General features: G+C 67.7%; 14 protein-coding genes. 12 read left to right on the top strand and 2 right to left on the bottom strand.

The annotated features are described in order from the left end of the window. The first annotated feature begins 355 nt into the window (after positions 1-355). From H4W30_RS13900 to ehuA, 6 genes are all read left to right on the top strand, one after another. Entirely contained in the window at positions 356-922 is a 567-nt protein-coding gene (locus H4W30_RS13900; RefSeq protein ID WP_192743216.1) for a YdbT family protein, read from the top strand. 90 nt (positions 923-1,012) lie between these two features. Beyond that, a complete protein-coding gene (locus H4W30_RS13895) occupies positions 1,013-3,034 on the top strand; it encodes a protein meaA (protein ID WP_192743215.1) in 2,022 nt (673 codons plus the stop codon). 118 nt (positions 3,035-3,152) lie between these two features. Next, a complete protein-coding gene (gene ehuB, locus H4W30_RS13890; RefSeq protein ID WP_192743214.1) occupies positions 3,153-4,046 on the top strand; it encodes an ectoine/hydroxyectoine ABC transporter substrate-binding protein EhuB in 894 nt (297 codons plus the stop codon). A gap of 13 nt (positions 4,047-4,059) precedes the next feature. Next, positions 4,060-4,755, top strand: a complete 696-nt coding sequence (ehuC, locus tag H4W30_RS13885) for an ectoine/hydroxyectoine ABC transporter permease subunit EhuC (protein WP_192743213.1) — start codon at positions 4,060-4,062, stop codon at positions 4,753-4,755. Beyond that, positions 4,755-5,411, top strand: coding sequence for an ectoine/hydroxyectoine ABC transporter permease subunit EhuD (ehuD, locus tag H4W30_RS13880; protein ID WP_192743212.1), 657 nt, complete (start codon positions 4,755-4,757; stop codon positions 5,409-5,411). Before ehuC ends, ehuD begins: the two co-directional genes overlap by 1 nt. A gap of 7 nt (positions 5,412-5,418) precedes the next feature. After that, positions 5,419-6,183 carry an ectoine/hydroxyectoine ABC transporter ATP-binding protein EhuA gene (ehuA, locus tag H4W30_RS13875; protein ID WP_192744095.1) on the top strand — a complete coding sequence of 255 codons (765 nt, stop codon included), beginning with the start codon at positions 5,419-5,421 and terminating at the stop codon, positions 6,181-6,183. Positions 6,184-6,288: 105 nt separating this feature from the next. Here ehuA and H4W30_RS13870 read toward each other — a convergent pair whose 3' ends face one another. Further along, complete coding sequence (locus tag H4W30_RS13870) at positions 6,289-6,849, bottom strand: cysteine hydrolase family protein (RefSeq protein WP_126732668.1); 561 nt, start codon at positions 6,847-6,849, stop codon at positions 6,289-6,291. 71 nt (positions 6,850-6,920) lie between these two features. Here H4W30_RS13870 and H4W30_RS13865 point away from each other — a divergent pair, with 71 nt between their 5' ends. Together H4W30_RS13865 and H4W30_RS13860 are read left to right on the top strand one after the other, a co-directional pair. Further along, positions 6,921-7,907: a GlxA family transcriptional regulator gene (locus H4W30_RS13865; RefSeq protein ID WP_192743211.1), complete on the top strand. Its 987-nt coding sequence runs from the start codon at positions 6,921-6,923 to the stop codon at positions 7,905-7,907. After that, positions 7,880-8,653 carry an enoyl-CoA hydratase-related protein gene (locus tag H4W30_RS13860; protein WP_192743210.1) on the top strand — a complete coding sequence of 258 codons (774 nt, stop codon included), beginning with the start codon at positions 7,880-7,882 and terminating at the stop codon, positions 8,651-8,653. The genes H4W30_RS13865 and H4W30_RS13860 overlap by 28 nt, the downstream gene beginning before the upstream one ends. A 2-nt stretch (positions 8,654-8,655) precedes the next feature. Here H4W30_RS13860 and H4W30_RS13855 read toward each other — a convergent pair whose 3' ends face one another. Beyond that, positions 8,656-9,198: an NUDIX domain-containing protein gene (locus H4W30_RS13855; RefSeq protein ID WP_192743209.1), complete on the bottom strand. Its 543-nt coding sequence runs from the start codon at positions 9,196-9,198 to the stop codon at positions 8,656-8,658. Between the two features lie 37 nt (positions 9,199-9,235). On the opposite strand from H4W30_RS13855, the gene nucS reads away from it, so the two are divergent. The 4 genes from nucS to H4W30_RS13835 all read left to right on the top strand — a co-directional run bounded on the left by nucS (position 9,236) and on the right by H4W30_RS13835 (position 13,132). After that, entirely contained in the window at positions 9,236-9,895 is a 660-nt protein-coding gene (gene nucS / locus H4W30_RS13850) for an endonuclease NucS (RefSeq protein WP_037341446.1), read from the top strand. A 590-nt stretch (positions 9,896-10,485) separates the two neighbouring features. Next, positions 10,486-11,448, top strand: a complete 963-nt coding sequence (locus tag H4W30_RS13845) for a patatin-like phospholipase family protein (protein WP_192743208.1) — start codon at positions 10,486-10,488, stop codon at positions 11,446-11,448. A gap of 45 nt (positions 11,449-11,493) precedes the next feature. Continuing rightward, on the top strand, positions 11,494-12,270 hold the full coding sequence (locus tag H4W30_RS13840; RefSeq protein WP_192743207.1) for a hypothetical protein: 777 nt from the start codon (positions 11,494-11,496) through the stop codon (positions 12,268-12,270). A gap of 67 nt (positions 12,271-12,337) precedes the next feature. Beyond that, positions 12,338-13,132: a hypothetical protein gene (locus tag H4W30_RS13835; protein ID WP_192743206.1), complete on the top strand. Its 795-nt coding sequence runs from the start codon at positions 12,338-12,340 to the stop codon at positions 13,130-13,132. Positions 13,133-13,160: the final 28 nt, after the last annotated feature.

Below are 13,160 nucleotides of genomic sequence, written 5' to 3'. Positions count from 1 at the left end.
CAGGGGTGAGTCTCGCGGATTTCGGTCACAGTCGCGGCCCACCCGCGCAATGCCCGCGCCTGAGGTACATGAAGGCCCCCTTCCTTGCGCTAGACGCAAGGAAGGGGGCCTTCATGTACTTCGGGAAGGTGTGAAGGTCGAGTTTCTTCGGCTGAGCCGGGGAAAGGGGTCCTTCACGCGCGGCCGCTGTGCCTGTTGTGGTCGCTGGTGAACCTGTGACGAGAGCGGTGGGCAAGGAGGTTTCACGGACCCCGAATCGCCACCCACGGCCAGCCGGATAGGTCCGTTCGGCCCGGAATTTCACCGACGAACGGACACTCCTCGCCCATCCCCCGGACGGGTAGTGTGCCGTGGCATGCATGAGGGGCAGATCGACCTCCGTCCAGGCGAACGGGTCATCTGGGCCGGGCAGCCGGTGCGCAGGCCCCTCTTCAATCCCGGCGACCGGTTCAACGTCCCCGTCGGCCTGCTCTGGCTCGGTGGCGTCACGCTGTTCTTCGCCGCCAACCACGACACGGCGTTCCATATGGCCGCGTGGGTCGTGCTCACCGCCGCGGGCGTCTTCCATCTCGCCGGCAGGCCGCTGATCCGCTATCTCAGGCTCGCCTCGACCACGTACGCCGTGACCGACGGCCGGGTCATCGCGACCAGTTCGCTCGTCCGGCGCAAGGAGGAGTCCGCGGCGCTGGCCGGGCTTGCCGACCCCGTCGTCACCCCCGGGCCGGGCAAGACCGGGACGATCACCTTCGGCAGGCTCGGCGTGCTGGCGTGGGCGTCGGCGAACTTCGGCGCGGGTACCGGGAAGGACCGCGAGCCGCCGATCATCCTGGTGGGGGTCAGCGATGTGGCCAAAGTGCGCGAGAAGCTCGCGAAGGCCGTCGACGAGGCACGACAGCGCCAGGGATCGATGGCCGGAGAATGACCCGGCTGTGTCCGATTCAACTCGGCGGCCGATGTTACCGGCCGGTACACTCAGGCGGTCGTCCAGCTGTGCCCGACTCGGAGGTGCACCGTGCCCTATCCCACGGACCGTGAACGGGACCGCCCCTGGGTGATGCGGACCTACGCGGGCCACTCGTCCGCGGCCGCGTCCAACGAGCTGTACCGCCGCAACCTCGCGAAGGGGCAGACCGGCCTCTCAGTCGCCTTCGACCTGCCGACGCAGACCGGCTACGACCCGGACCACCAGCTGTCCAAGGGCGAGGTCGGCAAGGTCGGCGTCCCGGTTTCGCATATCGGCGACATGCGGCGCCTCTTCGACGGCATCCCGCTCGCCGAGGCCAACACGTCGATGACGATCAACGCGCCTGCCATGTGGCTGCTGGCGCTCTACGTCTCCGTGGCGCGTGAACAGGCCGAAGCCGAGGGCCGGGACGTGGACGAGGTGCTGGCGAAGCTCACCGGCACCACGCAGAACGACATCATCAAGGAATACCTCTCCCGCGGCACCTACATCTTCCCGCCGGGCCCGAGTCTCCGCCTGATCACCGACATGATCGCGTGGACCGTGCACCACGTGCCGAAGTGGAACCCGATCAACATTTGCAGTTATCACCTGCAGGAAGCCGGCGCGACGCCGACGCAAGAGGTCGCGTACGCGTTGTGCACCGCCATCGCCGTCCTCGACGCGGTCCGCGATTCCGGCCAGGTCGAGCAGGCCGACATGGCCAAGGTCGTCGCGCGGATCTCGTTCTTCGTCAACGCCGGGGTGCGGTTCGTCGAAGAGATGTCGAAGATGCGCGCGTTCACCGCGCTCTGGGACGAGATCACCCGGGATCGTTACGGCGTAACGGATCCCAAGGCGCGGCGGCTGCGTTACGGCGTCCAGGTCAACTCGCTGGGCCTGACCGAGGCACAGCCCGAGAACAACGTCCAGCGCATCGTGCTGGAGATGCTCGCGGTCTCGCTTTCCCGCGGCGCCAGGGCCCGCGCGATCCAGCTGCCCGCGTGGAACGAGGCGCTCGGCCTGCCCCGGCCGTGGGATCAGCAGTGGGCGCTGCGGATGCAGCAGGTGCTCGCGTTCGAGACCGACCTGCTGGAGTACGAGGACATCTTCGACGGCTCGCACGTCATCCAGGCCAAGGTCGACGAGATCATGGCCGGCGCGCGCGAGGAGATCGCGCGCGTGCAGGATCTCGGCGGCGCCGTGGCGGCCGTCGAGAGCGGCTACATGAAGTCGCAGCTCGTCGCCTCGCTCGCCGAATACCGGCGTGGCATGGAGAACGGCGAGCGGATCCTGGTCGGGGTCAACAAGTTCGAGACCACCGAGCCTTCTCCGTTGCAAGCCGAGGGTGCCAAGGCGATCGAGACGATCGACCCCGCCGTCGAGAAGCAGGCCGTCACCGCGATCGAGGAATGGCGGACGCACCGCGACAACGCGGCCGCCGAGTCGGCGCTGGAAAGCCTCAAGGCCATCGCGAAGACGTCGGAGAACCTGTTCGAGGCCACGATCGAGTGCGCCCGCGCCGGGGTCACCACCGGTGAATGGTCGGGCGCGCTGCGCGAGGTGTTCGGGGAATACCGCGCTCCCACCGGGGTTTCCGCGTCGGCGGCCGCGGGCGAGGGCAACGAGGAGATCCGCCGGGTCCGTGACCGGGTCAAGGCGACGAACACCGAGATCGGCGAGCGGCTGCGGATCCTGGTCGGCAAACCCGGCCTCGACGGGCACTCGAACGGCGCCGAGCAGGTGGCCGTGCGGGCGCGCGACGTCGGTTTCGAGGTGGTGTACCAGGGCATCCGGCTCACGCCGGAGCAGATCGTCGCGGCCGCCGTTCAGGAGGGCGTGCACGTCGTCGGGCTTTCGGTGCTCTCGGGTTCACATCTCGAGGTCGTGCCGCAGGTCGTGGACGGACTGCGGGCCGCGGGCGCGGGCGACATTCCGGTCATCGTCGGCGGCATCATCCCGCCCGACGACGAGAAGCTCCTGCTGGAGCGGGGGATCGCGAAGGTGTTCACGCCGAAGGACTACGAACTCACCGACATCATGGACGGAATTGTCGGATTGGTGCGCGAGCGCCACGGCCTGAGCACATAAAGTCACGGTAAATCTCGGTACCGTAACAGCGGATGGTTCGTCACCCGCTCACACTGCCCGCGCCAAGGTACCCACCTACGTTTCGATTAAAACCGATTAATCGAAAAGAGGTGCCGCGATGGTGCACGGCGAGTGGTCGAGGCGGGAGTTCTTCCGGCGGTCCGCGGTTCTCGGTGCGGTGACGATCGGCGGTCCGGTGCTGCTGTCCGCGTGCACGACGACGAGTTCCGGGAACGCGCTGGAGGCGGCGAAAAGCTCCAAGAAGATCAAGATCGGGATCGCGAACGAGGCGCCGTACGGCTTCACGGACCAGAGCGGCAAGGTCACCGGTGAGGCGCCCGAGGTCGCCCGCGCCGTCTTCAAGGCCATGGGCATCGACAACGTGGACGCCGAAGCGGTCTCCTTCGACCAGCTGATCCCCGCGCTCAACGCCAGGAAGTACGACGTCGTCGCGGCCGGGATGAACATCAAGAAGGAACGGTGCGACGCGGCGGCCTTCTCGATCCCCGACTACTCGGCACTGACGGCTTTGCTGGTCCCCAAGGGAAATCCGCAGCAGGTGCTGAAGTTCGAGGACATCGCGGCCAAGAAGGTCAAGGTCGCCGTGCTCTCGGCGGCCGTGGAGAAGGGGTACGCCACCGACTCCGGCGTCGCCGAGGATCAGATCGTCACCCTCGATTCGCAGGACAACATGCTCCGCGCGGTCACCGACGGCCGGGTCTACTGCGCCGCGCTCACCGACATCTCCCTCAAGGACGTGCTGAGCAAGAGTCCTGGCGCGGCCGCCGAGGTCACGCCCGGCTTCGACCCGGTCAAGGACGGTAAACCGGTCGTGTCCGCCGGCGCCTTCGTCTTCCGCAAGGACGACAACCCGTTGCGTGAGGCGTTCAACGTCGAACTCAAGAAGCTGCAGGACAGCGGTGAATGGACCAGGATCGTGACACCGTTCGGGTTCTCGGCGGACAACCTGCCGAAGCCCGGCGTCACCACCGAGACACTCTGCGCGGTGTGACGAGGCGAAACCCATGTCGTCGTCGGTATCGCACATCATCACGTCCGTCCTCAGTGGACTGACCGCGACCGTCACCGCGGCGCTCGGCGGGATCGCGCTCACCGTGGTGCTTTCGCTGGCCGCCGGGCTGGCGCTGAGGTCCCGGTCCCGGGCGGTGCGCGGGATTTCCCGGGTCTACGTCGAGATCTTCCGCGGCACCTCGGAAGTCGTCCAGTTGTTCTGGCTCTATTTCGTGCTTCCGGTGCTGGTCGGCCTCCAACTGGTGCCGATGTTCGCCGGGATCCTGGTGCTGGGGCTCAACCACGGGGCCTACGGCGCGGAGATCGTCCGCGGCGCGGTGAACTCGGTCCCGCGCGCGCAGTTCGAGGGCGCCGTCGCGCTCAACCTGAGCCCGGCCCAGCGGATGCGGCGGGTGATCCTGCCGCAGGCGTTCGCGGAAATGCTGCCACCGTTCAACAATCTCTTCATCCAGTTGCTGAAGAGCACCGCGCTGCTGGCGTTCATCGGGGTTCCGGAGATGGCTCGCCAAGGTGAACTGCTGCGGCCGGTGTTCAGTGCCGAGATCGGCTGGATCTACGGCACCGAACTCGTGCTCTACCTCGTGCTCGCACTGCTGATCACGAGCGGGATGCGGCTGCTGGAACGGCTCGCCGCGCGGCGCCTCGGCCGGGCCCCGGCCAAGATGACGGCCACCGCGGGAGGTGTGTGATGGACTGGAGCTGGGAATCCGCCGCGAATTCGGTTCCCCTTCTGCTGGAAGGGCTTCTCGTCACCGTCGAGATCACCCTGCTCGCCTCGGCGGTCGGATACGTGCTCGGCCTGGTGTTCGCGTTGATCCACCGCACCGGGATACCCGTGCTGTCACAGGCGGTTCGGCTGTTCATCGAGTTCGTGCGCAGCACGCCGCTGCTGATCCAGGTGTTCGTTCTCTACTACGTGATCCAGCCGGTGGGCGGCCTGACGTTGTCCCCGTTCGTCACCGGCGTCATCGCGCTCGGCGTGCATTACGCGACTTACGCGGCCGAGGTCTACCGTGCCGGGATCGAAGCCGTCCCGAAAGGACAGTGGGAGGCCGCGACCGCGCTGAACCTCCCGAGGTCGCGGGTGTGGACCGCGGTCGTACTGCCGCAGGCGGTGCCGCGGGTGCTGCCCGCGCTCGGCAACTACACGATCTCGATGTTCAAGGAAACGCCGCTGCTGCTGGCGATCGGCGTCGTCGACGTCCTGGCGAGGGCGAAGGAGGTCGGCGCCGACACGTTCCGCGTCGTCGAGCCGTACACCCTGGCCGGGGTGCTGTTCCTGCTGGTGAGCCTGCCGGCTTCGATTCTGGTGAGAAGGTTGGAGCGACGTGCCGCCCACAGTTGATTCCCCGATGATCCGGTTCTCGCAGGTGGTCAAGGCCTACGGGGACCACGTCGTGCTGCGGGACCTCGATTTCACCGTCGCGCCGGGGGAGTTCGTCTCGCTGATCGGGCCGAGCGGGTCCGGGAAGACGACGATCCTGCGGCTGCTGATGACACTGGAGAAGGTCGACGGCGGGACCATCGAGGTCTGCGGCGACTACCTGAGTCACATGAAGCGCGGTGAAAAGCTGGTGCCCGCGGACGAGAAGTACCTGCGTGAGGCGCGCAAGCGGATCGGCATGGTGTTCCAGCAGTTCAACCTGTTCCCCAACATGAACGTGCTGCGCAACATCACCGAGGCGCCGATCCATTCGCTCGGCGTCCCCAGGGACGAGGCCGAGGCGCGGGCCGAGGAACTGCTGGAAATGGTGGGGCTCACGGAAAAGAAGGACGAGCACCCCACCAGGCTTTCCGGCGGCCAGCAACAGCGCGTCGCGATCGCCCGCGCGCTCGCGATGCGGCCGGACGTGCTGCTGCTGGACGAGGTGACTTCGGCGCTCGACCCGGAACTGGTCGCCGACGTCCTGCGCGTGCTGCGCGAGATCGCGACGTCCACCGACATCACGATCCTCTGTGTCACGCACGAAATGCAGTTCGCGCGCGATGTCTCGGACCGGGTGATGATGTTCGACCAGGGGCAGGTGCTGGAGGACGCCACGCCGGACAAGCTGTTCAACGATCCGGAGCACGACCGGACGCGGCGGTTCCTCAAGGCGGTCATCGACCGGGCTTGAGGCTCGCGCCGCGACTCGGCCGTGCATGTCGCGAAAGCCACTTTCGGGACGTCAGGCGTCGCGAAAGTGGCTTTCGCGACATCGGCGGGCGAGCCCATCCGCGCCTCAAAGGCCCGCCAGGATCTCCTTCGTCGAGGTGACCGTGGCGAACCCGCCGCCGTGCAGGTTCGTCGCGGTCGCCCGGTACAGCTCGTCCGCGGTCAGGACGCCGCCGTCCGGCCCGGCGAGGTCGAAGGTGAAGGTGGCGTCGAGCGCGAAAGTCACGTCGTAGCCGAGGTTCCCGCCGACGCGCGCGGTGGTCTCGCAGCAGAAGTTCGTCTGGATTCCGGCGAGCACGAACGACGTGATGCCGCGGGTCTTCAGCCAGCCGTCGAGATCGACGTCGCCGTGGAAGGCCGAGTTGACCTTCTTGCCGAACACCAGGTCCGCGCGCACGCCGTCGAGTTCGGGCTTGAAGTGGTTGCCTTCCTGCCCCGGCCGCAGCGACGAGCCGGGTTTCACGGAGTCGTGGTGCACCAGCACGATCGGCAGCCCGCGCTCCTGGAAGGCGTCGACGAGCGCCTTGATGTTGGCTTCCGCGCCGGGGTTGTTGCGCGGGCCCCAGACGGGCTTGTCGAAGCCGCGCTGGGCGTCGATCACGAGCAGGGCCTTGTTCTCAGTGGTCATGGCTTCGAGTTTCACGCGTTCCGCCGACGCAGGGGAGTGGCAGAAGAAGCGCGATACGGTACTTTCCTGCCATGCGAACCGTGGGTGTGCTCCTCCTGCCGGGCAGCCGGTCGTTCGACCTCGGCGTGATCGGTGAGGTCTGGGGCGTGAATCGGACCGACAGCGGCATCGGCCCGTTCGAGGTCCGGCTCTGCGCGGCCGGCCGCGGCTCGATCGCCGTCCATCCGTTCGGCCGGGTCGAGGCCACGCACGGGCTGAGCGGGCTGGCGGGCTGCGATCTCGTCCTCGTGCCCGGCCGGGTGGATCCGCACGCCGAGGTGCCCGCGGCGGCGGTCGCCGCGCTGCGCAAGGCGCACCGGGCGGGGGTCACCGTGGCGTCGCTGTGCTCCGGGGCCTTCACGCTCGCCGCGGCCGGGTTGCTCGACGGCCGGTCCGTCACCACGCACTGGAGGCTGCTGGACGACCTCGAAGCCGCTGCTCGTGACGCCATCGTCCAACGGGACGTCCTGTTCACCGACGAGGGTGACGTCCTGACCTCCGCCGGGGTGGTCGGCGGGCTGGACCTCTGCCTGCATCTGGTCCGCCGCGATCACGGTGCCGAGGTAGCGGCCGCGCTCGCCCGGCGGCTGGTGATGCCGCCCGCGAGGGAGGGCGGCCAGCGGCAGTACGTCGACAATCCGTTGCCGCCCAAGCCGTCCCGGCCGAGCGTATCGTCCACAATGGACTGGGCGTTGGAGCGGATCGCCGACGACATCGGCGTCGACGACCTCGTCGGGCACGCCGGGCTGAGCGAGCGGACCTTCCACCGCGAGTTCGCGGCGGCCACCGGCGTGACACCGGGGCGGTGGCTGCGCGCGCAGCGGGTGCGGCTCGCGCGGCGGCTGCTGGAGACCACCGAGCTCCCGGTCGAGCGGGTCGCGCAGCGTTCCGGCCTCGGCACCGCCGCCAACCTGCGGCGACGGCTCCGTGCCGACGTCGGTGTCGGGCCCGATTCGTATCGCCGGACGTTCCGGTCGGTTACCGTCGAAGCATGGCCGAGTACGAGCACATCCTCGTGAAGCGGGACGGGGACACCGTCACGATCACCATGAACCGCGCCGCGCGGCGGAATTCGCTGTCGGCGGACCATCTCGCCGAGCTCCTCGCTGCGTTCCGCGACGCCGGGGAAACCGACGCCACCGGGATCGTCCTGGCGGGCGCCGGTCCGGTGTTCTCGGCGGGGCACGACTTCGGCGACGTCGCCGCGCGCGACCTGATGGGCGTGCGCGAGCTGCTGCGGCTGTGCACGGACCTGATGGGCACGATGCAGTCCGTCCCGCAGGTCGTCGTCGCGCGGGTGCACGGGCTCGCGACCGCGGCGGGCTGCCAGCTGGTGGCCTCGTGCGACCTCGCGGTCGCCGCGGAGTCCGCCGGCTTCGCCCTTCCCGGTGGCAAGGGCGGCTGGTTCTGTCACACGCCCGCGGTACCGGTGGCGCGCGCGATCGGGCGGAAACGCCTGATGGAACTGGCGCTCACCGGCGACGTCGTCGACGCCGCCACCGCGCTCGACTGGGGCCTGGTGAACCGCGTCGTGCCGGACGACTCGCTGGACGAAGCCGTCGCTTCGCTGCTCGGACGTGCGACGCGCGGGAGCCGGGCCAGCAAGGCGATGGGCAAGCAGACCCTCTACGCGCAGCTGGACCGGCCGGAGGCCGATGCCTACGCGCTGGCGCTGGAGGTGATGGCTTCGGCTTCGCAGCTGCCAGGGGCGCGCGAGGGGATGGCCGCCTTCCTGGAGAAGCGTTCGCCGGTCTGGCCCGACTGAGTTCAGAGAACGCGCTCGCGCATGAGCAGAAGTGTGTAGGCGGCCAGCGTCTGGGAGTCGGTGATGTCTCCCGAAGAGATCATCTTCTCGAACTCGCCGCGCTCGAACCACGCCGTGCGCATGTCCTGCTCCTCGACCTCGCGCTGGGCTTCGGCCTGTGTGAGATCGGTGGCGAGGAACACGCGCCCGAGCTGACTGGAGAATCCGGGCGCGACGTCGGTCCTGCCGAGGTCGGTCATCGAGGCCGCGATGAGCCCGGTCTCCTCCCGCAGTTCGCGGGCGGCGAGTTCGAGCGGCGGGACGTCGGCCCGCTCGGGCGCGGTGCCCATCGGGAACTCCCAGCGCCGCATCCCGACCGGATAGCGGAACTGCTCGACCAGGTGAAACCGGGCGCCGTCGAACGGGATCACCACGGCGCAGGTCGGTTTGTCGACGACGGCGTAGATCCCCTCGGAACCATCGAGCCGCCGGACGGCGTCCTCGCGCAAGGTCATCCAGTTGTTCCGGTACACCTCGCGGGAGCTGACACGCTGAACGGGGTCCATGCGCACAGTATCGCCGCGCTTGTCCTACCCTCGCGGGGTGCGCCTAGTGATCGCTCGCTGCCAGGTCGACTACGCCGGCCGTCTGACCGCCCATCTGCCGATGGCCACCCGGCTGCTGCTCGTGAAGGCCGACGGCTCGGTGTCCGTGCACTCGGACGACCGTGCCTACAAGCCGCTGAACTGGATGAGCCCGCCGTGCTGGCTGATCGAGGACGGCAAGCTGTGGATCGTCGAGAACAAGCAGGGTGAGAAGCTCGTCATCACGATCGACGAGATCTTCCACGACCACGCCCAGGAACTCGGCGCGGAACCGGGACTGCAGAAGGACGGCGTCGAGGCGCACCTGCAGGAACTGCTCGCCGAGCACATCAAGACCCTCGGCGACGGCTACACCCTGGTGCGGCGTGAGTTCCCGACCGCGATCGGGCCGGTCGACATCATGGCCCGCGACGCCGACGGTGCCAGTGTCGCCGTCGAGATCAAACGGCGCGGCGAGATCGACGGCGTCGAGCAGCTGACGCGGTACCTCGAACTGCTCAACCGCGACCCGCTGCTGGCGCCGGTGCAGGGCGTCTTCGCGGCGCAGGTCATCAAGCCGCAGGCGCGGGTGCTGGCCGAGGACCGGGGGATCCGGTGCCTCACGCTGGACTACGACGCGTTGCGCGGCATCGAATCGGACGAGTTCCGCCTCTTCTGAGGGGCGCCCAAGTACATGAAGGCCCCCTTCCTTGCGCTAGGCGCAAGGAAGGGGGCCTTCATGTACTTGGGAGAATCGTCGATCACCAGCAGGTGTTCCCGCCAGGATGGGTTTCGGAGTAGCGCATCACCATCTTGTCGCCGTCGACGTACTGGGTGTACCGCTTGTCGACCTTGGACTTCGGCACGAACTTCGGATACTCGCCCGTCGGGGTCGATGCCGTCGGGCTTGGCGAACTCTTGCTCGGGCTGGTCGGAGGGGTCGACGCTGTGGAGGTCGTCGACGATGAAGATCGTTGCGACGCGCTTCATGATGCGAAGCCGGCGTTACGCGGGTGTGCTGCTCCTTCGGGCGCTGAACAGCCGATATCGAATCGAGTCCTCGGATTCGTATCTGCATTCTTTCTCGCGCCACAGAATGCCCTAAAGGGCGAGAGAAATTAACGAACTCGCGTTCTCCTGTAAAAGAACCAGCTGTTTTCGTGCCATTCGGGTGAACGCCGGATTGGCCGGTCTCGCGCTGTGTCACACTCGATTTCCGCGAGGGGTACCGCCGACATACGGCGGTCGCGGGCGCAGGGGTGATGGGCCATGGCTGATTCTCGGAAGAACGTCGATCTCGTGCTGGAAGGCGGCGGCGTCAAAGGTATCGGGCTGCTCGGCGCGGTACTGGAGTTGCACGACGCCGGTTATTCGTTTCCCCGGATCGCCGGGACGAGTGCGGGCGCGATCGTCGCGGCACTGGTCGCCGCCTATCAGAAGGCGGGGAAGGATCTCGGCGGCCTGGAAGCGGTGATGAACGACCTGGACTGCCGCCGGTTCCAGGACCAGTCCCTGCTCGACAAGGTCACCGGCCCGATCGGGGACGGCGTCGATCTGCTCCTGCACGACGGGATGCACTCCGGTGACTATCTCGTCGAATGGCTCACGCCGTTGCTGGAAGAGGTCGGCGTGCGCACCTTCGCCGATCTCGCCATCGAGGATCCCGAAGGTACTTTGCTTCCGTACCAACGGTATTCGCTCGTCGTCCACGTCAGCGACCTGACCCGTCGCGTACTCGTCCGGTTGCCTTGGGATTATTCCCAGTACGGCCGCGACCCCGGTGCGGAGACGATCGTCGACGCCGTCCGCGCGTCGATGTCGATCCCGCTCTATTTCCGGCCGGTGCAGTTCGACGTCCGCCCCGAGGGCACCGTCACGTGGGTCGACGGCGGCCTGCTGTCGAATTTCCCGATCACCGTCTTCGACCGGACCGACGCGAAGAAGCCGCGGTGGCCGACCTGGGGGGTGAAGCTGTCCGGCGAACCCGCGGGCGGCAAGGACAAACCGGTGAAGAGCGCGTTGCGGATCGCCATCGGTTCGCTCGAAACCCTGCTGTCGGACTGGAATCGTTACCGGTTGCACGAGGAAGGTGTGAACCGGAGGACGGTGTACGTCGACACGACCGGGGTTTCCGCCGTCGACTTCGGGCTCGGCGAAGAGGAGAAGAAGCGCCTCTTCGAAAGCGGGCGTGAAGCCGCGCGGCGGTTTTTGGAAAAGATCGTGCCGCAGTGAACTCGCCGGCGGTGTTTCCGGTGGGATGAGGGATAGGAGGATCCCATGCGTTATCGCCCGATCGGCAGTGACCCGGCGGACGGCCGCCTCGGCCGGTTCGTCCCGGACGACTGGCGCCACATCGAGCGCTATCCGTTGACCGCGCTGGCCGCCGAGGACCGGCCCACCCGGTCGCCGGTCGTCATCGGTGTCAACTGGTACAAGGAATTCGACGTACCGGAGAAGGACGAGAAGTCCGGCGAGTTCTTCGTCGCGAAAGGCGGCGCGAAATCGCTCACCAGGATCCGCGGCGGGCACTGCGTCTGCCTCGAACCCGGTGAATCGACCGACGGTGAGACCCAGTACGCCTTCTACGACCAGGGCAAGGAAGGCGCCTGCGTCGGCTTCGGCTGGTCGCGCTGCATGACGATGTTCAACGGCGACCTGTACGCCGCGCGCTGGCTGTGGGACCAGTCGAAGCTGCGTGACGAATGGGGCGAGACCAACCCCGGCGACAACAACGGCACGTCCGTCCGCGCGGCGGCCGAGGTCCTGCTCGAACTGGGCCACGTCCCGTGGTCGGAGACCTACGCGGACGACGACCACGTCGCGCGGGCCGCCTACACGCCCGACGCCAAGAACGGCCTCCAGGCCTATCGCTGGGCGAAGACGGTCGACGAGGTGCACGAGGTCCTCGGCAACCCGCGTGCCGACGAACTCGGCGCCGTGCCGTTCCTCAACTCGTGGGGTTCGGGTTACCCGCACCGCACGTACATGCCGGACGACGTCCTCGCCCGGTTGATCGAGGAGGACGGCGAAGTGGGCCTGCCCACGGACCGGTAAACCCCCGCCGGTCACGGGAAAGGGCCGCTCCGTCGCCGGAGCGGCCCTTTTCCGCGATCATGACGGAGTGCCAAGAGAACCGCTGTCGAGAACATGGCCACTCGCGCCGTCCGGCACCACCGACTGGTTGCTCGAGATGTGCGGCGACGGCTTGACCGGGTTCATGCCGCCGCCGATGCCGGACGCCGTCTGGGTGCTCAACGCGATGTACGAGCACGAGCAGGGGCCGTCCGAAACGTCGTACCACGAGCATCGCCAGGCCCTGGTGGCCGAGGGGAGCATCGAGCCGCAGATCATCGGCGGCCTCGATCTCGATGCCGTGAGTGTGACCACCGGAGGGGGAATCGGCCGCGCCGGGCATCCCGGTCCCGGATGGCGGCGGCTGCGCTGGGCGGAGCTCGCCCGCCGCACCGGCGATCCGGTCGTCCCGTCGGGGACGATGCCGTGCTTCCGATGCTTCCCTTCGGTCAGGAAGGACGGCAGCTGGCCGCTCGGGATCATCCCGCCGACCGAAGGGAGCCTGGACCGCGAGACCTGGACGCGGCTGATCGGCGTCCTCGTCGAATTCAGTCCAGCGGGCCCGGATACTCCCTGCTTCGCCTACTACAACCCGCTGACCCTGGGCGCCGAAGACTTCGACAACCTTCACGTGCGGGCCGGGCGCCTCGGTGACGCCGAGATCCTGTACGACCATTCCGAGGCGGATTTCAGCCCGTCCAATCTCTGGGCCGAAGATCGATCCTGGTGCCTGTGCACCGATTACGACCTGTGGGGAACCAAGGTCGCCGGTCCGCCCGCCCTGATCGAAGCGCTGCTGGACGACGCCGAAATCGAAGCGATCCGCCTGCCGCCGTCGTCTTGACGACCCGGTGACCGGACAAGAATTGTCA

The sequence above is a fragment of the Amycolatopsis roodepoortensis genome (genome assembly GCF_014873915.1).
GTDB lineage: Bacteria > Actinomycetota > Actinomycetes > Mycobacteriales > Pseudonocardiaceae > Amycolatopsis > Amycolatopsis roodepoortensis.
Note: the sequence above shows the minus strand (reverse complement) of the source record. Positions and strands in the feature narration are given on the sequence as shown.

Excerpts from the sequence above, each read along its gene's own strand:
- H4W30_RS13900 (WP_192743216.1), top strand. The coding sequence starts at position 356 with ATGCATGAGGGGCAGATCGACCTCCGTCCAGGCGAACGGGTCATCTGG.
- ehuB (WP_192743214.1), top strand. The coding sequence starts at position 3,153 with ATGGTGCACGGCGAGTGGTCGAGGCGGGAGTTCTTCCGGCGGTCCGCG.
- ehuC (WP_192743213.1), top strand. The coding sequence starts at position 4,060 with ATGTCGTCGTCGGTATCGCACATCATCACGTCCGTCCTCAGTGGACTG.
- ehuD (WP_192743212.1), top strand. The coding sequence starts at position 4,755 with ATGGACTGGAGCTGGGAATCCGCCGCGAATTCGGTTCCCCTTCTGCTG.
- ehuA (WP_192744095.1), top strand. The coding sequence starts at position 5,419 with ATGATCCGGTTCTCGCAGGTGGTCAAGGCCTACGGGGACCACGTCGTG.
- H4W30_RS13870 (WP_126732668.1), bottom strand. The coding sequence starts at position 6,849 with ATGACCACTGAGAACAAGGCCCTGCTCGTGATCGACGCCCAGCGCGGC.
- H4W30_RS13865 (WP_192743211.1), top strand. The coding sequence starts at position 6,921 with ATGCGAACCGTGGGTGTGCTCCTCCTGCCGGGCAGCCGGTCGTTCGAC.
- H4W30_RS13860 (WP_192743210.1), top strand. The coding sequence starts at position 7,880 with ATGGCCGAGTACGAGCACATCCTCGTGAAGCGGGACGGGGACACCGTC.
- H4W30_RS13855 (WP_192743209.1), bottom strand. The coding sequence starts at position 9,198 with ATGGACCCCGTTCAGCGTGTCAGCTCCCGCGAGGTGTACCGGAACAAC.
- H4W30_RS13845 (WP_192743208.1), top strand. The coding sequence starts at position 10,486 with ATGGCTGATTCTCGGAAGAACGTCGATCTCGTGCTGGAAGGCGGCGGC.
- H4W30_RS13840 (WP_192743207.1), top strand. The coding sequence starts at position 11,494 with ATGCGTTATCGCCCGATCGGCAGTGACCCGGCGGACGGCCGCCTCGGC.